This window comes from Kitasatospora sp. NPDC094028, assembly GCF_049543595.1.
Taxonomy (GTDB): domain Bacteria; phylum Actinomycetota; class Actinomycetes; order Streptomycetales; family Streptomycetaceae; genus Kitasatospora.
On the sequence record NZ_JBMVFA010000062.1, the window covers coordinates 1 to 18,533 of the forward strand.

Consider the following 18,533-nt stretch of genomic DNA (forward strand, 5'->3'; position numbering starts at 1 on the left):
GCTGAACATCATCGAGCCGTAGGACGACCCGTTCACGTTCGACGCGTAGACCAGGTGCTTGCCGTTGACGACCACGTCGGTGAAGTCCTTGAGCGAGGTCCAGCCGTGCGCGGGCTGGGCCAGCGCACCCGTCGAGGACCACCGGTACGTCGACGGCAGGGCGCAGTCGCCGCCCGGCGGGGTCGGAGTCCCGGACGGGCCGGTCCACTTCTGGTTGCCGCCGCCGTTGCACGGCCAGATCTCCACCGCCGTGCCGTTGGCGGTGCCGGCGCCCGTGACGTCCAGGCAGAGCCCGGACTCCACCCCGACCACCGTGCCGTTCGCGTTCACCCGCCACTGCTGGTTCGCGCCGCCGCTGCAGGCCCAGATCTGCACCCGGGTACCGGCCGCGGTGGCGTGGCCCGGTACGTCCAGGCACTTGTCGCCGTAGACGGTCAGCTGGTTGCCGGAGGTCGACGTCCACAGCTGGTTGGCCCCGCCCGAGCAGTCGTAGATCTGCAGGGCCGCGCCGTCGGCCTGGGCGGCGTTCTGGACGTCGAGACAGCGGCCGGAACCCGCACCGCGCAAGGGGCCGCTGGTGTCCGCCCGGGCGGGGCCGGCGACGAGGAGCGCCGCCAGCACGGCCACGGCCGCGACCACGGCGGTGAGCACCGCGGACTGCGGCCCGCGGCTGGAACTTCGGTTGGGCATGGGATCTCCTTCGTGGACGGACGGAGCCGTCACCGTGGTGTCGTTGTCGCTCACCGGCGCGTGCGCGCGGCGCGCCGCCGGGAGCGTGTGTCCCGTGGCTCGGCTCACCTGACGTTCCAGTGCTGGTTGGCGCCGCCGTTGGAGTCCCAGACCTGGGCGGGCGTGCCGTTGGCGGTCCGACCGCCGGGGAGCTCCAGGGCCCGGCCGCTGGCGACGTTGGTCAGGGTGTAGGAGCCGTCGCCGTTGCGGTCGGCCCGCCAGTGCTGGTTGGCGCCGCCGTTGGAGTCCCAGACCTGCGTCCTCGTCCCGTTGCCCGTCCGGTCGCCGGGCTCGTCCAGGGCCCGGCCGCTGGCGACGTTGGTCAGCGTGTAGGAGCCGTCGCCGTTGCGGTCGGCCCGCCACTGCTGGTTGGCGCCGCCGCTCGCGTCCCACACCTGGAGCGGGGTGCCGTTGCCGTTCTGCCCCGCGGGCTCGTCGAGAACGCGCCCGGCGGCCACGTCGGAGAGCGTGTACACGGTGCCGGATTCGATGCCCCCGCCCGGCGCGCCGCTGCCGCCGCCGCCCAGGGTGGTGAGGACCGCGCCGTAGGCGGGCTTCCTGTTACCGTTGCCGTCGAACAGCAGGGGGTTCTCGCCGCTGCGCCAGGAGTCGCTGTCGCGGATGCCCCACACCGTGATGCCGGTGCAGCGGGCGACGTCGAGGCAGGCCCGGACGGCGTCGGCATACGCGGTGGCGGGCGCCTGGGCGATGTCGAGTTCGGTGAGCTGGACGTCGACGCCGAGCGCGGCGAAGCCGGCCAGGGTGGTCCGGAAGCTCGCCGGCGGGCCGCCGGCGCCGAAGTGGCTCTGGAAGCCGACGCAGTCGATGGGCACGCCACGGGACTTGAAGTCCTTGACCATGGCGTAGACGCCCTGGGTCTTGGCGTCGGACCAGTTCTCGATGTTGTAGTCGTTGTAGCAGAGCTTGGCCGAGGGGTCGGCGCTGCGGGCGGTGCGGAACGCCTCCTCGATGAAGCCGTCGCCCAGCACGTTCTGGAACACCGAGCCGCGGTGCCGGCCGCTGCCGTCGTCGGCGAAGGCCTCGTTGACCACGTCCCAGGCGTAGATCTTTCCCTTGTAGTGGGACATCTCCTGGGTGATGTGGTTGTCCAGCACGCTGCGCAGGGTGGTGGCGTCGCCGAGGGACTTGACCCAGTCGGGCAGTTGGGAGTGCCAGACCAGGGTGTGGCCGCGCATGCGCTGGCCGTGCGCGGAGGCGTGGCCGACGATCGAGTCGGCGGGGCCGAAGTTGAACGACCCGCGGGAGGGCTCGGTGGTGTCCCACTTCATCTCGTTCTCCGGGGTGATCATGGTGAACTCCCGGTCGAGGACGGTGGAGTACGTCGGGTCACCGAGCCTTCCCGAGGCCACCGCCGTGCCGAAGTACCGGCCGCTGCCGGCTGCTGCCGCGCCCAGCGTGGTCGCCCCGGCGGCACGGGCCGGGGGGATCGCGGTGACGGCGGTGGCCGAGGCGGCGAGCACGCATGCGGCGGCCGTCAGGGCCTTGCGGAGCACGGGTTTCCTGGTGAGCGATGACATGACGGATCGTTCTCCTTCGGGTGGGGGGTGCCGGCGCGCCGGTGGGGGGCCGGGTCGCGCGTCTGTGGCGTCGTGCCTGGTCCTGCCTCTTCCGTTTCCGTTAGCGCTAACAATTCACCGCTGATGGCTCTTGGGGCGGGGGATGTTCACGGAGGTGATCCGTTCTGCCGAGGGGTGGGGACGCAGCTCTGCGCCGCCGACGGCCGCGAGGGTGGGGTGGGCCGGACGGCGGGGCGCGGTGGTGCACGGAACCGGCTTGACGTCGACGAGGCCGCGCCTGTGGGTGGTGGGAGCGCGGGGCCGGGGAGCCGAGGCCACTCGGACCAGTCGACGGCGCCAGTGTTGGCCTGAGCCCGACAAGCTGTCAACGCTTTCGACTGAAACGGCGACAGTTTCGCGATCCGTGCCGCCGCTCCGTCGCTCCCTCGGGCTGCCCGCGGCCCTGGGGCCGGTGGCGCTGCGTTCAGGGTCGGCTGGGCGCGACGGCGCTGGAGCGCACCACCAGGGTGGTCGACAGTTCGAGGCGGGTGGGGGCCGCCGGAGCCTCCCCGGCGCGGAGCGAGAGGATCAGGCGGGTCGCCTGTTCGGCCATCTCGCGCAGGGGCTGGCGGACGGTGGTCAGCGCGGGGCTGGTCCACTGCGCGATGTCCAGGTCGTCGTAGCCGACGACGGACAGGTCCTCGGGGACGCGCAGGCCGCGGACTCGGGCGGCCTCCATCACGCCGAGCGCCTGCAGGTCGCTCCCGGCGAAGATCGCGGTGGGCGGGTCGGGGAGCTCCAACAGCCCTCCGGCCCGGGCGAATCCGCCCTCGGCGTGGAAGTCGCCGAAGGCGGTCAGCGCAGGGTCGACCGGCAGGCCGGCCATGGTCAGCGCGGAGCGGTAGCCGTCCAGCCGGGCCAGGGAGCAGAGCGTGTCCTCGGGGCCGGTGACGATGGCGATCCGCCGGTGGCCGAGCTCGATCAGGTGCCGGGTGGCGGCGAGGCCGCCGGCCCAGTTGGCCGAGCCGACCGAGGGTACGTCCGGATCGGGGTTTCCGGCCGGGTCGACGATCACGAACGGGATGGACCGCGCCCGCAGTTGGCGCTTGAACTCGGGCGGCAGGCTGGAGAAGACCAGCACCACACCGAGGGGGCGCCGGCGGAGCACCGCCTCGATCCACTCCGGCCCCGGGGCGTGCCGCGAACCGCTGTGGCTCACCACGACGGCCGCCCCGTGCTCGTTCGCCACGGCCTCGACGCCGCGCAGGAGTTCCATCGCCCAGAGGCTGTCGAGCTCGTGGAAGACGATCTCGACGAGGGGTGCTTCACCGCCGCCGCGCGAGGCGCGCCGGTAGTCGTGGTCGCTGAGGACCTGCTCGACGCGGATGCGGGTGGACGCCGAGACGTCGGCGCGGCCGTTGAGGACCTTCGAAACAGTCGAAACGGAGACCCCGGCCTCGCGCGCGATGTCCGCGAGGGTCACCCGTCCCAGTTCATCACCCTTGTCCATGGGGGCAGCATAAGGCACCGGCGGCGCAGGGCAGTTGGCGCATCATGCTGCCGTAATCCACCGATCCGGGGGGTTGACCCGAGGCACGTCCGCAACCTAGCGTCCCGGCTCGGCGATGTTTTCGAGGAACGAGTCGAAACTTTAGGGGACTTGATGAAGAGACACGCTTCAGCGGCCGCACTCGGCCTGGCCATGGTCATGGGGACGGCCGCCTGCGGCGGCGGCGGATCCTCCTCCGCAGACGGAGGCTCCGGCACGATCCACGTGCTGGTCTACGGGGACGCGAGCAACAAGGTCGAGAAGCAACTGGTCGACACCTTCAACCGGACGTCGAAGGTCAAGGCCGTCCTGGACACCATCCCCGGCGCGGACTACCAGGCCAAGCTCAACACCGTCATCAACACCCCCCACGCGCCGGACGTCTTCTTCAACTGGGGCGGCGGCAGCATCCGCTCCTACGTGAAGTCGGACCTGCTGCTCCCGCTGGACGACATGATCGCCGCGGACCCGGGGCTGAAGAGCAACTTCCTGCCCTCGGTGTTCAACACCGCGGTGATCGACGGCAAGTCCTACGGCATTCCGATGCGCGGCACCCAGCCCGTGCTGCTGTTCAGCAACAAGAAGGTGCTGGCCGACGCCGGCCTGAGCGCCCCGAAGACCTGGGACGACCTGCTGGGCGTCGTCCGGGCGCTCAAGGCCAAGGGCATCACCCCGATCGCCCTCGGCGGCGGGGACCAGTGGCCGACCCTGATGTGGTACGAGTACGTCTTCGACCGCGTCGCGGGCCCCGAGCTGTTCCAGAAGGCGCTGTCCGGCGACCGGAGCGCCTGGGAGAGCGAGGACGCCAGGAAGGCGCTGGGCCTGCTCAGGCAACTGGTCGACGCGGGGGCGTTCGGCTCGAACTCCGACTCGGTCAAGTTCACCGACGGCGGCTCCCCGGCCCTGCTGGCCAAGGGCAGGGCGGGCCTGGAACTGATGGGCTCCTGGGAGTACGCCACCCAGCGGGACGCCAGCCCGGACTTCGCCAGGAGCAACCTCGGGTACGGCGCCTTCCCCGGCATCGCCGGCGGCAAGGGCGACCCGGCCGACGTGGTCGGCAACACCAACAACTTCTACTCGGTGCTCAAGAAGAGCAGGCACCCCGAGGCGGCGGCCGCCTTCCTGAAGCTCATGTACTCCGACGAGTTCGTGAAGGCGCAGCTGGCGGTCGGCAACCTGCCGACCACCACCAACACCGAGCAGTTCCTCGCCGGCGCGGACAGCCCCGACTACTCGAAGTACCAGTACGACCTGGTCAAGGCCGCACCGTCGTTCCAGCTGTCCTGGGACCAGGCGTACCCGCCGGCCGCCAACGCGCCGATCCGCACCGCCGTCCAGCAGTTCTTCGACGGCAAGCTCGACGTGGACGGCTTCATCAAGGCCATGCAGGCCCTGCCCGCCTCCTGAGACGGACCGCCATGAGTGCTCCCTCCACAGCGTCCGGGTACGGCCGCCGCCCGCGGGCGGGAGGCCGGACCGGCGTCGGGGTGCCCCGCCCGGGCCTCGCCTGGGCGCTGCCCGCGACCGTGTTCTTCCTGTTCTTCGCGGTGCTGCCGCTCGTCCTGGTGGCGGTGCTCTCCTTCACCAGCTGGGACGGCGTCGACGCGCCCCGGTTCAACGGCCTCGCCAACTGGACCAGGCTGCTGCACGACCCGGTGATGACGCAGAGCGTCGGTGTGACCCTGGCGCTGACCGTGGCCGGCGTGGTCGTGCAGACCCCGGTGAGCATCCTGCTGGGCGTGTGGGCGGCCGGTCACCAGCGCAACCGGGCCGTCCTGTCCGCGATCTTCTTCGTCCCGCTGCTGCTCTCCGCGACCGCGATCTCGGTGGTCTGGCGTGCCATCCTCGACCCCAACTTCGGCGTGCCCGCGCAGCTGGAAGGGCTCTTCGGCGACGGCAACCTGATGGGCAGTCAGGGCAGCGCCCTCGGCGTGCTCACCTTCGTCGGCATGTGGCAGTGGACGCCCATGCACGCCCTGCTCTACCAGGGCGGTGCCCGGGCGATCCCGCAGGTGCTCTACCAGGCCGCGTCGATCGACGGCGCGGGCAAGGTGCGGCAGTTCCTCCACATCACCCTGCCGCAGCTGCGCAACACCGTGATCACGTCGGTGATCCTGATGCTGGTCGGCGGCCTCACCACCTTCGACACCGTCCTCATCCTCACCCAGGGCGGCCCCGGCACCGACACCACCAACAGCGCCTACTACATGTACCAACAGGCCTTCAAGAGCTTCGACTTCGGGTCGGGCTCGGCGATCGCCCTGGTCCTGGTGGTGGTCGCCACCCTGATCTCGCTCGCCGTCGTGCGCCTGTCCGGCTACGACCGGATGCGCAGCACCACGGAGGGCCTGTGATGCGACGGCGCCCCAACCACCTCGCCGGGCTCGGTTCGCTGATCTGGCTGGCGCTGGTCGGCTTCCCGCTGTACGTCCTGCTGATCGCGACCTTCCGGACCCGCTCCGACTACTCCGAGCAGGGGCCGCTCACCTTCCCCGCACGGCTGACCCTGCGGAACTACCTCGACGACTTCTCCAACGGCTTCGGCCGGGACTTCCTCAACACGCTCCTGGTCGCCGTGAGCGTGGTCGCGATCGTGCTGCTGGTGGTGCCCCCGCTCGCCTACGCGATCGTGCGGGCCCGGGGGAGGACGATCGGCACGGTCTTCCGGATCTTCCTGCTGGGGCTGGCGATCCCGGCGCAGGCCGTGATCGTGCCGATGTTCTACGTCATCGGCAAGGCCGGTCTCTACGACAACCTGCTCGGCGTCATCCTGCCCACCGCGGCGTTCTGCCTGCCGGTGTGCACGCTGGTCCTCACCGGCGCGATGCGGGACATCGCCGGTGAACTCTACGAGGCGATGGCCCTGGACGGTGCGACCCCCTGGCGGGTGTTCTGGCGGCTGGTGGTGCCGCTGTCCAGGGGCGGCCTCTCCTCCGTCGTGGTCTTCGCCGCGCTGCAGGCGTGGAACGGCTTCCTGTTCCCGCTGATCCTCACCCAGTCGGAGAGCACCAAGGTCATCACCCTGGGCCTGTACGAGTTCCAGACCGAGCACGGCGTCGACGTCCCCGGCCTGCTCAGCGCCGTCGTGCTGTCGACGCTCCCCGTCCTCATCGTCTACCTGTTCGCCCGACGCGCCTTGGTCCAGGGCCTCATGGGCGTCGGCGGAAAGTGAGCGTTCACATGAACCGGGCCGTCCCGTCCGCCGTCCCGTCCGCCGACCCGCCCGCCGTCCCGACCGCCGACCCGAGCGCCCGCTGGCTCGACCGCTCGCTCGGCCCCGAGGAGCGCGCGGAGGCCGTGCTCGCCGAGATGACGCTGCCGGAGAAGCTGGCCCAGCTCGTCGGCGTCTGGGTCGGCGCCTCCGGCGAGGGCGGCGACGTCGCCCCGCACCAGCACGACATGGAGGAGCCGCCCGACCTCGACGGCCTGCTCCCGTCCGGGCTGGGCCAGTTGACCCGGCCCTTCGGCACCGCGCCGGTCGACCCGGCGCTGGGCGCGCTCTCACTGGCCCGCAGCCAGCAGCGCATCGCGGCCGCGAACCGGTTCGGCATCCCGGCCCTCGCGCACGAGGAGTGCCTGGCCGGCTTCGCCGCCTGGGGCGCCACCGCCTACCCGGTGCCGCTCTCCTGGGGCGCCACCTTCGACCCGGACCTGATCCGGCGGATGGCCGCGACGATCGGCCGCGACATGCGCGCGGTCGGCGTCCACCAGGGCCTCGCCCCGGTCCTCGACGTCGTCCGCGACGCCCGCTGGGGCCGGGTCGAGGAGACCATCGGCGAAGACCCCTACCTGGTCGGCACGGTGGCCACCGCCTACGTGCAGGGCCTGGAGTCGGCGGGGATCGTCGCCACGCTCAAACACTTCGCCGGGTACTCGGCCTCGCGCGCCGGACGCAACCTCGCCCCCGTGGGCATGGGCGCGCGGGAGCGCGCCGACGTGATCCTGCCGCCCTTCGAGATGGCGGTGCGCGAGGGCCGGCCCCGTTCGGTCATGCACGCCTACACCGACACCGACGGCGTCCCCTCGGCCGCCGACGAGGCGCTGCTGACCGGGCTGCTGCGCGACACCTGGGGCTTCGAGGGGACGGTGGTCGCCGACTACTTCGGCATCGCCTTCCTCAAGCTGCTGCACGGCGTCGCCGGCGACTGGGCCGAGGCCGCCGCCCTCGCCCTGGCCAGCGGTGTGGACGTGGAACTGCCCACGGTCAAGACCTTCGGGGCGCCGCTGCTGCGGGCCGTCGAGAACGGGGCGGTGCCCGAGGCGCTGGTCGACCGGGCGCTGCGCCGGGTGCTGGCGCAGAAGATCCAACTCGGCCTGCTGGACGAGGACTGGGACGCCGTCCCGGCGGCGCTCGCCGGCCGGCCGCTGGACGACCCGGACGCGCTGCGCGGCTCGGTCGACCTGGACCGCCCGGAGAACCGCGCCCTGGCCCGGGAGATCGCCGAGCGGGCCGTGGTGCTGCTGCGCAACGACGGCACCCTGCCGCTGCGCAGCCCCCGCCGGATCGCGCTGATCGGCCCCAACGCCGACGCCCCGACCTCGGTGCTCGGCTGCTACGCCTTCCCCGTGCACGTCGGCAGCCAACACCCCGAGGTCCCGGTCGGCATCGAACTCCCCACGCTGTACGAGGCGTTGGCGGCCGAGTTCCCGGAGAGCGAGATCCGGACGGCGGCCGGGGCGAGCGTCGACGGGCTCGACACCGCCGGCTTCGCCGAGGCCGTCGCGGCGGCCCGGCAGGCCGATGTCGTGATCGTCGCCCTCGGCGACCGGGCCGGGCTGTTCGGGCGCGGCACCAGCGGCGAGGGCTGCGACGTCGAGTCCCTGGAACTGCCCGGGGTGCAGCAGCAGTTGCTCGACGCGCTGCTGGACACCGGCCTGCCGGTGGTTGCGGTGCTGCTGGCCGGCCGCCCCTACGCGCTGGGACGCGCGGCGACCGAGGCGGCGGCCCTGGTGCAGACCTTCTTCCCCGGAGAGGCCGGGACCGAGGCGATCGCCTGCGTGCTCAGCGGCCGGACCGACCCCTCGGGCCGGCTGCCGGTCAGCATCCCGGCCCGGCCGGGCGTGCAGCCCTCCACCTACCTCGCCGCCCGCCTGGCCGGACCGAGCGAGGTGTCCAGCACCGACCCCAGCCCCGCGTTCGGATTCGGGCACGGCCTCGGGTACACGACGTTCGCCTGGACGGACCTGGAGGTGGAGCGGGCCACCGCCACGACCGAGGGCGAGTTCGCCCTCGCGTTCACCCTGCGCAACACCGGTGGGCGCAGCGGCAGCGAGACCGTCCAGCTCTACCTGCACGATCCCGTCGCGTCCGTCGTCCAGCCGGTCCTGCGGCTGATCGGCTACCGGCGGATCCCCCTGGACGCAGGGGAACGGACCCGGGTCCGGGTCCGCGTCCCCGCCGACCTCGCGTCCTTCACCGGGCGCGACGGCCGACGCATCGTCGAGCCCGGTGAGCTGGAGCTGCGGATCGCCGCCTCCAGCACCGACGTCCGGCTCACCGCCACCGTCCGGCTGGACGGCCCGGTCCGGGTCCTGGACCACACCCGGCGCCTGCACGCGGACTTCCGGTGCACCTGACCCGCCACCGCGCCGCCCGCCGGCGCAACCTTCCCCCCACTCACGGCCATTCAGACGGAGAGGTCCCATGTTCCGATCCCGCTCGTTACCGTCCCGCCTCCTGGGCGTCGTCGCCGCGGTCGGCCTCGCGCTCGGCCTGAGCCTGCAGGCCGCCCCCCGGGCCACTGCCGCCGCGCCTGCTGCGCCCGCCGCGCCCGCCGCGCCTAGGCTCGCCGCCTCGCTGACGCAGATCACCGACTTCGGCGCCAACCCGACCGGGCTGCTGATGCACCTGTACGTGCCGAGCAGCGTCAGGGCCGACCCGCCGATCCTGCTGGCCCTGCACGGGTGCCAGGGGACCGGCCCCTACCTGTACTCCAGCACCGACTTCGGCTCGCTGGCCGACCGGTACGGGTTCCTGGTCGTCTACCCCTCGACGAACCCGAGCGGAAGCTGCTGGGACGTCTCCTCGGACCAGGCGCTGACCCGCAACGGCGGAAGCGACCCGGTCGGGCTCATGTCGATGATCACCTACACGGAGCAGCACTACGGCGGCAACGCCGACGCCGTGTACGTGACCGGCGAGTCCTCGGGCGGGATGATGACGAACGTCATGCTCGCCGACTACCCGGACGTGTTCAAGGCGGGCGCGGCGTTCATGGGCGTGCCCTACCACTGCTTCCGCACCGGCTCCGTCCGCGGCTGGAACCCGGCCTGCGCCCAGGGCCAGGTCTCGATGAGCCCGCAGCAGTGGGGCGCACTGGTCCGCGACACGGGGGATCCCGGCTACACCGGTCCGCGTCCGCGCGTGCAGCTGTGGCACGGTACGGCCGATCCGATCCTGAGCCACCACAACCTGGGCGAAGAGATCAAGCAGTGGACCGACGTCCTCGGGGTGAGCCAGACCCCCTCGGCCACGGACACCCCCGCGGCCGGCTGGACCCGTACGCGGTACGACAACGGCGCCGGCACCACCCAGGTCGAGGCATACAGCATCGCCGGGGCCGGGCATCAACTGCCGGTCCAGGGAAGCGCGATGGCCGCCGACGCGATCCACTTCATGGGCCTGGACGCGGGCTCCTCCGGCGGCGGCACGACCGGTGCGCTGCGCGCGGTGGACGCGGGCAAGTGCCTGACCGCCGCGAACAGCGCGACGCCGGGCGCCCAGCAGCAGATCCGCACCTGTACCGGCGGTGCGGACCAGGTCTGGACCCGTACGGCCTCGAACCAGCTGACCGTGACCGCCGGAGGCAGCCCCCTGTGCCTGGACGCCAACGCCAGGGGTACCACCGACGGCACCAAGGTGATCGTCTGGTCCTGCAACGGCCAGGCCAACCAGCAGTGGCGGCTGAACCCGAACGGCACCGTCACCGGGGTGCAGTCGGGGCTCTGCCTGGACGTGGCCGGCCTGGCCACCGCGGACGGCTCGCCCGTCCAGCTGTGGAGCTGCAGCGGCGGCCGGAACCAGCAGTGGACGTTCGGCTGACCTGAGGCGGGCGATCCGAATGACTTCCGTTGCCCCGGAGTGCTCCTGACGGCAGGTCACGTTTGGGTAACGGGCTGCAGGAATCTTGTCGCGTCGATTGTTAGCGCTAACAATCGAGCGAACCGAACCGATGGACGATCGCGAGAGGAAGTCCCCCCATGTCCAAGAGAGCTGCGGCGGCCCTGGTCGCCGGCGCGATGGTCGTCGCCCTTGCCGCCTGCGGTTCCGGCGGCGCAGGCGGCGGCTCTGCCGGGAAGGGCCCCGGTCACAAGCTCGTCCTGGGCTTCTCCCAGGTCGGTGCGGAGAGCGGCTGGCGCACCGCCAACACCAAGTCGATCCAGGAGGCGGCGAAGAAGGCCGGGATCGAGCTCAAGTTCTCCGACGCGCAGCAGAAGCAGGAGAACCAGATCAAGGCGATCCGCTCGTTCATCCAGCAGAAGGTCGACGTGATCGCCTTCTCCCCGGTGGTGGAGTCGGGTTGGGACACCGTGCTGAAGGAGGCCAAGGACGCGCACATCCCGGTCGTCCTGACCGACCGCGCGGTGGACTCGAAGGACGAGTCGCTCTACGCCTCCTTCCTCGGCTCGGACTTCGTCGAGGAGGGCAGGGAGGCCGGCGACTGGCTGGTCAAGGAGTACGCGTCCGGCAGTGGTGACGTGAACATCGTCCAACTGGAGGGCACCACCGGCTCGGCACCGGCCAACGACCGCAAGTCCGGCTTCGCGGACGCCATCAAGGGCCGGCCCGGGTTCAAGGTCGTCGCCTCGCAGACCGGCGACTTCACCCGCGCCAAGGGCAAGGAGGTCATGCAGGCCTTCTTGAAGGCCCAGCCGAAGATCGACGTGCTGTACGCGCACAACGACGACATGGCGCTCGGCGCGATCCAGGCGATCGAGGAGGCCGGCAAGAAGCCCGGCACCGACATCAGGATCGTCTCCGTGGACGGCGTCAAGGACGCCTTCACCGCGATGAGCCAGGGCAAGATCAACTTCGACGTCGAGTGCAACCCGCTGCTCGGCGACCAGCTGATGGACCTGGTGAAGAAGGTCAGGGCAGGTGAGCAGGTGCCCCGGCGGATCAAGACCGAGGAGGGCACCTTCACCCCCGAGCAGGCCACCGCGGCCCTCCCGAACCGCCAGTACTGACCCGCTCGGACGCGCTGGGCCGGACCGCTCCTGCGGACCGGCCCCGCACGGCCCGTCCGGACCACCCGAGGGCGGGAGGAGTCCGGCAGACACGAGAGGAGAACCGGGGTGCGGCAGCAACCGGTCCTGGAAGTCCGGGGGATCCGCAAGGAGTTCCCCGGGGTGGTGGCGCTGGACGGGGTCGACTTCCGGCTCTTCCCCGGCGAGGTGCACGCCCTGATGGGGGAGAACGGCGCCGGAAAGTCCACGCTGATCAAGGCGCTCACCGGAGTCCACCCGATCGACGGCGGCGAGGTGCTGCTGGCCGGCCGGCCGGTGCGGATCACCGGACCGGCGCAGGCCCAGGAGGCCGGCATCAGCACGGTCTACCAGGAAGTGAACCTCTGCCCGAACCTGTCGGTCGCGGAGAACGTCTTCATCGGGCGCGAGCCCCGCCGGTACGGCCTGATCGACTGGGCCGCGGTGCGCCGCCGGGCCGCCGAACTGGTCCGCGAACTGGACCTGGACATCGACGTCGGCGCGCCGCTCGGCAGCCACTCCATCGCCGTCCAGCAGCTCGTGGCCATCGTCCGCGCGGTCGACGTCTCCGCCAAGGTGCTGATCCTGGACGAGCCCACCTCCAGCCTGGACCGCGACGAGGTGCGCCGACTCTTCACCGTGCTGCGCCGGTTGCGCGACCAGGGGGTCGCCGTCCTGTTCGTCTCGCACTTCCTCGACCAGATCTACGAGATCTGCGACCGGATGACCGTGCTGCGCAACGGCCGGCTCGAAGGCGAGTACCTGACCAGCGAGCTCGACCAGGCCCAGCTGGTCTCCCGGATGATCGGCACCGAGCTCGCCGGGCTCGACCGGCTCGGCGACGGCGAACGGCGTGAACGCACCGCCCCGGCCACCGGAGCGGTGTTCCTGCAAGCAGACGGGCTGACCAGGCGGGGCGCCGTCGAGCCGTACGACCTGGCCGTCCGGTCGGGCGAGGTGGTCGGGCTGGCCGGGCTGCTGGGCTCCGGACGGACGGAGGCCACCCGGCTGCTGTTCGGCGCCGACCGCAGCGACGGCGGCACGCTGCGGATCGAGGGCGCCGAGACCGCACTGCGCGGCCCGCGCGACGCGATCGCCCGCGGCATCGCGTTCTGCTCGGAGAACCGCAGGACCGAGGGCCTGGTCGGTGAACTGACCGTCCGGGAGAACATCGTGCTGGCACTGCAGGCGGCCCGGGGCTGGGCCCGTCCGCTGCCCCGGACCGCGCAGGACGAGCTGGTTCTGCGGTGGATCCGCGCCCTGGACATCCGTCCCGGCAACCCCGACGCACCGGTGCGCAACCTCAGCGGCGGCAACCAGCAGAAGGTGCTGCTCGCCCGCTGGCTGATCACCGACCCCAAGCTGCTGATCCTGGACGAGCCGACCCGCGGCATCGACGTCGGGGCCAAGGCCGAGATCCAGAAGCTGGTGGCGGACCTCGCCGAGGACGGCATGGCGGTGCTCTTCATCTCCGCCGAACTGGAGGAGGTACTGCGGCTCAGCCACCGGGTCGGCGTGCTGCGCGACCGCCGGATGGTCGCCCAACTGGACAACGACGGCGGGCTCACCCCGGAGCGCGTCATGGCAGCCATCGCGAGCGGAGCGGAGCAATGAGCGCGGCGACGGCCGCGGGCCCGGCCAAGGCCGGGGTCCGGGCACTGACCCGCCACCGGCTGTTCTGGCCGGCCGCGGTCCTGGCCGTGCTCCTGGTCGCCAACCTCGCCTTCACCCCCGACTTCTTCGCCGTCCACCTGCGCGGCGGCCACCTCTACGGCTCCCTGGTCGACATCCTGCACTTCGGCGCCCCGCTGGTCCTGGTCTCCCTGGGCATGACCCTGGTGATCGCCACCGGCGGCATCGACCTGTCGGTCGGCTCGACCGTCGCGATCTCCGGCGCCCTGGCCTGCCTGCACATCAGCCGGTCCGCCGACCCGGGCAGCGTCGACACCGTGCTGACCGCGCTCGGCTACGCCCTCGGTGCCGCCGTGGTGCTCGGCCTGGTCAACGGGCTCCTGGTGGCCAGGGTCGGCGTCCAGCCGATCGTCGCCACCCTGATCCTGATGGTCGCCGGACGCGGCGTGGCCCAGCTGGTCACCGACGGCCAGATCATCACCGTCACCAGCGAGCCGTACAAGCTGATCGGCGGCGGCTACTGGCTGAGCATGCCGTTCGCGATCCTGCTCAGCGCCCTCATCGCGCTGCTCGCCGCGCTGCTCACCCGCGCCACCGCGCTCGGCCTGCTGCTGGAGTCGGTCGGCGGGAACCCGGTCGCCAGCCGACTGGTCGGCATCCGGGCGTCGCGGCTGGTCGCCGTGGTGTACGTGTTCAGCGCCCTGTGCGCGGGCGTCGCCGGGCTGATGGTCTCCTCCAACGTCTCGGCGGCGGACGGGAACAACGCCGGCCTGTGGATCGAACTCGACGCCGTCCTCGCGGTGGTGCTCGGCGGGACCTCGCTCAACGGCGGCCGGTTCTCGATCGGCGGCACCGTCCTCGGCGCGCTGATCATCCAGACCCTCTCCACCACCGTCTACACCATCGGCATCCCGCCGGAGACCACCCTGGTGTTCAAGGCGTTCGTGGTGATCACCGTCTGCCTGATCCAGTCGCCCGCCTTCCGGGCCAAGCTCGCCGGACGGGGCGGCCTGCTCCGGCGCACCGTCCGGTCGCACACCGCGACCCCCAGCGCGCCGGAGGTCGGCGAATGAAGGTGAACGCTCACACCCTGGCGGGCCGCCTGCGCGGGCAGATCCCGCTGCTCGTCACCGCCGTGCTGCTGGTGTCGATGTTCGGCGGCGGCTCGGTGGAGTACGACGGCTTCTTCTCCGGCCAGGTCGTGCTCAACCTGCTGATCGACAACGCCTTCCTGCTGGTCGTCGCGGTCGGGATGACCTTCGTCGTGCTGACCGGCGGCATCGACCTGTCGGTCGGCGCGGTGGTCGCGCTGTCCACCATGGTCTCCGCCTGGCTGGTCGAACAGCACGGCTGGCCACCGCTGTTGGTGATCCCGCTGGTCCTGCTGACGGGCACCGCCGGCGGCTGGCTGATGGGCTGGGTCATCCACGTCTTCGAGATCCAGCCGTTCATCGTCACCCTCGCGGGCATGTTCCTGGCCCGCGGCCTGTGCTACACGATCAGCGTCGACTCGATCTCCATCACCGACCCGCAGTACACCGCCATGGCGCAGACCCGGATCCCGCTCGGCAGCCTGTTCGTCTCGCCGAGCGCGGTGATCGCCCTGCTGGTGGTCGCCGCCGGATTCGTGGTCCTCCACCACACCCGGTTCGGGCGCAACGTGTACGCGCTCGGCGGCAGTGAACAGTCCGCCCTGCTGATGGGCCTGCCGGTCCAGCGCACCAAGACCACCGTGTACGCGATCAGCGGCTTCTGCTCCGCGCTCGGCGGCGTCCTGCTCACCTTCTACATGCTCTCCGGCTACGGCCTGCACGCGGTCGGCCTGGAACTCGACGCGATCGCCGCGGTCGTCATCGGCGGCACCCTGCTCACCGGCGGCTCCGGCTACCTGCTCGGCACCGTGCTCGGCGTGCTGGTCCTCGGACTGATCCAGACCGTGATCAGCTTCCAGGGCACCCTCAGCTCCTGGTGGACCCGGATCGTCATCGGCGCCCTGCTTTTCGTCTTCATCGTCCTGCAGCGCCTGTCGACCGTCCGCCGGCGCTGACCGTCGCCCCTGGCCCCCGCCCCTGGCCCCCGCCGCTGACCCCCGCCGCGCACCCGGTGACCCCGGGTGCGCGGCGCGTTCAGCGGCGGCGCGCTCAGCCCGACGCGCGGACGACCAGCCTGGTGGGCAGCACCACCGACTCGCCGCCGGCAGGGTGGCGCAGCAGCAGATCCAGGGCACGGGAGCCGAGCTCCTCCACCGGCTGGCGGACGGTGGTCAGCCCCGGCCGGCACCGCGCCGCGAGCGGGGAGTCGTCGAAGCCGACCAGCGCGACATCCTCGGGGACCCGCATGCCGCGCCGCCGCAGGGCCCTGAGGGCTCCCGCGGCCATCTGGTCGGAGGCGGCGAACACCGCGTTGACGTCGGGGCGTTGGTCCAGCAGCCACTGCATCGCGTGCTCACCGGAGGCGCCGCTGAAGTCGCCGTACGCCACGGCCGGCCGGGCCGCGGCCATCGCGCTCACCGTCTGGTGGTAGCCGGCCAGCCGGTCCGCGCCCGCGGCGGTGTCCGGGGGCCCGGCGATGGTGGCCACCGAGCGGCGCCCGGACGCGTACAGCCGTTGCACCGCGTCCCTGGCGCCGGTGAGGTTGTCGGCGTCCACGAACGCCACCGTGCCCGGCTCCGGCGGCCGGCCCAGCGACACCACGGGCACCCTGGCCGCGTGCAGCAGCCGGGCGAGCGCGGTGTCCCCCCAGGGGCCGACCAGCAGCACCCCGTCGACGTGGCCGCCGCACAGGTAGCGCACCAGCGGCGGGCGCCGGGAGCGCCTGGGCACCGTGAACACGGCCAACTCCCGTTCCGTGCCCGGCAGGGAGCGCCGCAGCCCGGCCAGCAGCCGGACCGGGAAGGCGTCCGCGTGGTACTGCAGCGGATCGGCGAAGACCACGACGGCCACCACGCCGGTGTCCCGGGTGCGCGGCGCCCGGCGGCGGACGTACGCCAGGTCGCGCACCGCCCGTTCCACCCGGGCCGTCACCTCGGTGGAGACCCGGGCGGAACGGTTGAGCACCCGGGAGGCGGTCGCCGTGGAGACACCGGCCAGACGGGCGACCTCGGCCAGCGTCGGAGCGGTGTCGTTGCCGGGAATGAGCTGGGGCATGGGGCCGTCCTGGATCGGTCCTCGACAGGGAACTCCACCCTCGGACCCGTCACCCACGCCGGGCCGCCACCCTGCCAGCTTGGCCGGACGACCATGCAGCGTCAAGGCATCCGGCGCGCCCGCCCGCGCTCCCGTCGGGCACGGGGTCGTCAGCCCAGTCCGCCGCGGCGGATCACCTCGGCGTACCAGCGGGCGCTGCTCTTGGGCGTGCGCGCCAGGGTGTCGAAGTCGACGCGGACGATGCCGAAGCGCTTGTCGTAGCCGTACGCCCACTCGAAGTTGTCGAGCAGGGACCAGAGGAAGTAGCCGCGGACGTCGGCGCCGGCGTCGATGGCGTCGGCGACGGCGTCGAGGTGGCGGTGGAGGTAGGCCGTCCGTTCGGGGTCGTGGACGGTGCCATCGGGGGCGACGGTGTCCTGGAACGCCGCGCCGTTCTCGCTGACGATCAGGGGCAGGCCGAACTCGTGGTGCATGCCGATCAGCGCGTCGGACAGCCCGGTGGGGTCGATCGGCCAGCCCATGGCGGTGACGTCGTCGTTGGCGCGGTGGAAGGCGACGGCGTCGGCGCCCGGCCAGGGCGAGGACGCGCTGGAGCCGTGCCCGTCCTCGCGCGGACGGCCCTCGGCGTCCGCCGGGGCGGCGGAGACGACGGTCGGGGTGTAGTAGTTCAGGCCGAGCAGGTCGATCGGGCGGGAGATCTCGGTGAGGTCGCCGTCGTGGACCAGGGCGTCCCAGTCGACCAGGTGCGCGGTGTGCCGCAGGAGGTCGTCGTCGTACCGGCCCCGGAACATCGGGCCGGTCCAGATCCGGTTGCCGACGGCGTCGATCCGGCGGGCGGCCTCCAGGTCCTCCGGGCGGTCGCTGAGCGGCCGTACGACGTGCAGGTTGAGCGAGACGGACACCCGGGCGGCGGCGGGCAGGGCGGCGCGCAGGGCGCCGACGGCCAGGCCGTGGCCGAGGTTGAGGTGGTGGGCGGCGCGCAGCGCGTCGCCGGGGTCGGTGCGGCCGGGGGCGTGGACACCGGAGCCGTAGCCGAGGAAGGCGCTGCACCAGGGCTCGTTGAGGGTGATCCAGGTGGGCACCCGGTCGCCGAGCGCCTCGGCGGCGAGCGCCGCGTAGTCGGCGAAGCGGTACGCGGTGTCCCTCGCCGGCCAGCCGCCGCCCGCGGCGGAGCCGCCGTTCGACGGGGTCTCCAACTCCTGGGGGAGGTCCCAGTGGTAGAGGGTGGCGACCGGGGTGATGCCGTGGGCGAGGAGTTCGTCGGTCAGCGCCCGGTAGAAGTCCAGGCCGCGTTCGGAGGCCGGGCCGCGGCCGGTCGGCTGGACGCGGGGCCAGGCGATGGAGAACCGGTAGGAGGTCAGGCCGAGGTCGGCCATCATCCGGACGTCCTCGCGGAACCGGTGGTAGTGGTCCACCGCGATGTCCCCGGTGTCGCCGCCCTCGACCCTGCCGGGCGTGCGGCTGAAGGTGTCCCAGATCGACGGGGTGCGGCCGTCCTCGGCCACGGCGCCCTCGATCTGGTAGGCGGCGGTGGCCGTGCCCCAGGCGAAGTCCGGCGGGAAGGCACGTCGGGCGGGGCTGATGTTCGGTGGGGCGGCGGTCATGGCAGGAGTCTCCAATGAGAGGTGGTGACCATCGGGTGCCGGCTGGGGGGGGGGGGGCGGGGGGGGGGCCCGCCGCCCGGCCCGCCCCCGCCCCCCCGGGCGGGGGCGGGGGGGGGGGGCGCCGGGGGGGGGGGGGGGGGCGGGGGGGGCG

14 protein-coding genes are annotated in these 18,533 nt (G+C 72.3%); 9 read left to right on the top strand and 5 right to left on the bottom strand.

Annotation, left to right across the window (positions count from 1 at the left end; genetic code table 11):
- From ACPC54_RS41010 to ACPC54_RS41020, 3 genes are all read right to left on the bottom strand, one after another.
- Positions 1-690 (bottom strand): RICIN domain-containing protein (locus ACPC54_RS41010; RefSeq protein WP_498972694.1); only part of this gene is annotated, 690 nt, incomplete at its 3' end.
- A 104-nt stretch (positions 691-794) separates the two neighbouring features.
- Positions 795-2,267, bottom strand: coding sequence for a glycoside hydrolase family 10 protein (locus tag ACPC54_RS41015; protein ID WP_498972696.1), 1,473 nt, complete (start codon positions 2,265-2,267; stop codon positions 795-797).
- 463 nt (positions 2,268-2,730) lie between these two features.
- A complete protein-coding gene (locus ACPC54_RS41020) occupies positions 2,731-3,756 on the bottom strand; it encodes a LacI family DNA-binding transcriptional regulator (RefSeq protein ID WP_498972698.1) in 1,026 nt (341 codons plus the stop codon).
- A gap of 153 nt (positions 3,757-3,909) precedes the next feature.
- Between ACPC54_RS41020 and ACPC54_RS41025 the strand changes: the two genes are divergently transcribed.
- From ACPC54_RS41025 to yjfF, 9 genes are all read left to right on the top strand, one after another.
- On the top strand, positions 3,910-5,202 hold the full coding sequence (locus ACPC54_RS41025; protein ID WP_498972700.1) for an ABC transporter substrate-binding protein: 1,293 nt from the start codon (positions 3,910-3,912) through the stop codon (positions 5,200-5,202).
- Positions 5,203-5,213: 11 nt separating this feature from the next.
- Positions 5,214-6,149, top strand: coding sequence for a carbohydrate ABC transporter permease (locus ACPC54_RS41030; RefSeq protein ID WP_498972702.1), 936 nt, complete (start codon positions 5,214-5,216; stop codon positions 6,147-6,149).
- Positions 6,149-6,967, top strand: coding sequence for a carbohydrate ABC transporter permease (locus tag ACPC54_RS41035; protein ID WP_498972704.1), 819 nt, complete (start codon positions 6,149-6,151; stop codon positions 6,965-6,967). The genes ACPC54_RS41030 and ACPC54_RS41035 overlap by 1 nt, the downstream gene beginning before the upstream one ends.
- An 8-nt stretch (positions 6,968-6,975) precedes the next feature.
- The gene (locus tag ACPC54_RS41040; RefSeq protein WP_498972706.1) at positions 6,976-9,372 is read left to right on the top strand and encodes a beta-xylosidase/alpha-l-arabinosidase; all 2,397 of its coding nucleotides are present in this window, start codon (positions 6,976-6,978) and stop codon (positions 9,370-9,372) included.
- Positions 9,373-9,439: 67 nt separating this feature from the next.
- Positions 9,440-10,837 carry an extracellular catalytic domain type 1 short-chain-length polyhydroxyalkanoate depolymerase gene (locus ACPC54_RS41045; protein ID WP_498972708.1) on the top strand — a complete coding sequence of 466 codons (1,398 nt, stop codon included), beginning with the start codon at positions 9,440-9,442 and terminating at the stop codon, positions 10,835-10,837.
- 158 nt (positions 10,838-10,995) lie between these two features.
- Complete coding sequence (locus ACPC54_RS41050) at positions 10,996-11,982, top strand: ABC transporter substrate-binding protein (RefSeq protein WP_498972710.1); 987 nt, start codon at positions 10,996-10,998, stop codon at positions 11,980-11,982.
- Between the two features lie 108 nt (positions 11,983-12,090).
- Positions 12,091-13,614, top strand: a complete 1,524-nt coding sequence (locus tag ACPC54_RS41055; protein WP_498972712.1) for a sugar ABC transporter ATP-binding protein — start codon at positions 12,091-12,093, stop codon at positions 13,612-13,614.
- Positions 13,611-14,705: an ABC transporter permease gene (locus tag ACPC54_RS41060; protein WP_498972714.1), complete on the top strand. Its 1,095-nt coding sequence runs from the start codon at positions 13,611-13,613 to the stop codon at positions 14,703-14,705. Before ACPC54_RS41055 ends, ACPC54_RS41060 begins: the two co-directional genes overlap by 4 nt.
- Positions 14,702-15,679 carry a galactofuranose ABC transporter, permease protein YjfF gene (gene yjfF, locus ACPC54_RS41065; RefSeq protein ID WP_498972716.1) on the top strand — a complete coding sequence of 326 codons (978 nt, stop codon included), beginning with the start codon at positions 14,702-14,704 and terminating at the stop codon, positions 15,677-15,679. The genes ACPC54_RS41060 and yjfF overlap by 4 nt, the downstream gene beginning before the upstream one ends.
- Before the next feature lie 94 nt (positions 15,680-15,773).
- Here the strand turns inward: yjfF and ACPC54_RS41070 are convergent, their stop codons facing one another.
- Both ACPC54_RS41070 and ACPC54_RS41075 read right to left on the bottom strand, forming a co-directional pair.
- Entirely contained in the window at positions 15,774-16,778 is a 1,005-nt protein-coding gene (locus ACPC54_RS41070; protein WP_498972718.1) for a LacI family DNA-binding transcriptional regulator, read from the bottom strand.
- A 149-nt stretch (positions 16,779-16,927) separates the two neighbouring features.
- The gene (locus tag ACPC54_RS41075; RefSeq protein WP_498972720.1) at positions 16,928-18,382 is read right to left on the bottom strand and encodes a GH1 family beta-glucosidase; all 1,455 of its coding nucleotides are present in this window, start codon (positions 18,380-18,382) and stop codon (positions 16,928-16,930) included.
- Positions 18,383-18,533 lie beyond the last annotated feature (151 nt).

What these genes read in the sequence shown, in the direction of transcription:
- ACPC54_RS41075 (WP_498972720.1), bottom strand. Translation starts at nt 18,382, where the DNA reads ATGACCGCCGCCCCACCGAACATCAGCCCCGCCCGACGTGCCTTCCCG.
- yjfF (WP_498972716.1), top strand. Translation starts at nt 14,702, where the DNA reads ATGAAGGTGAACGCTCACACCCTGGCGGGCCGCCTGCGCGGGCAGATC.
- ACPC54_RS41025 (WP_498972700.1), top strand. Translation starts at nt 3,910, where the DNA reads ATGAAGAGACACGCTTCAGCGGCCGCACTCGGCCTGGCCATGGTCATG.
- ACPC54_RS41035 (WP_498972704.1), top strand. Translation starts at nt 6,149, where the DNA reads ATGCGACGGCGCCCCAACCACCTCGCCGGGCTCGGTTCGCTGATCTGG.
- ACPC54_RS41060 (WP_498972714.1), top strand. Translation starts at nt 13,611, where the DNA reads ATGAGCGCGGCGACGGCCGCGGGCCCGGCCAAGGCCGGGGTCCGGGCA.
- ACPC54_RS41020 (WP_498972698.1), bottom strand. Translation starts at nt 3,756, where the DNA reads ATGGACAAGGGTGATGAACTGGGACGGGTGACCCTCGCGGACATCGCG.
- ACPC54_RS41040 (WP_498972706.1), top strand. Translation starts at nt 6,976, where the DNA reads ATGAACCGGGCCGTCCCGTCCGCCGTCCCGTCCGCCGACCCGCCCGCC.
- ACPC54_RS41015 (WP_498972696.1), bottom strand. Translation starts at nt 2,267, where the DNA reads ATGTCATCGCTCACCAGGAAACCCGTGCTCCGCAAGGCCCTGACGGCC.
- ACPC54_RS41045 (WP_498972708.1), top strand. Translation starts at nt 9,440, where the DNA reads ATGTTCCGATCCCGCTCGTTACCGTCCCGCCTCCTGGGCGTCGTCGCC.
- ACPC54_RS41030 (WP_498972702.1), top strand. Translation starts at nt 5,214, where the DNA reads ATGAGTGCTCCCTCCACAGCGTCCGGGTACGGCCGCCGCCCGCGGGCG.
- ACPC54_RS41050 (WP_498972710.1), top strand. Translation starts at nt 10,996, where the DNA reads ATGTCCAAGAGAGCTGCGGCGGCCCTGGTCGCCGGCGCGATGGTCGTC.
- ACPC54_RS41070 (WP_498972718.1), bottom strand. Translation starts at nt 16,778, where the DNA reads ATGCCCCAGCTCATTCCCGGCAACGACACCGCTCCGACGCTGGCCGAG.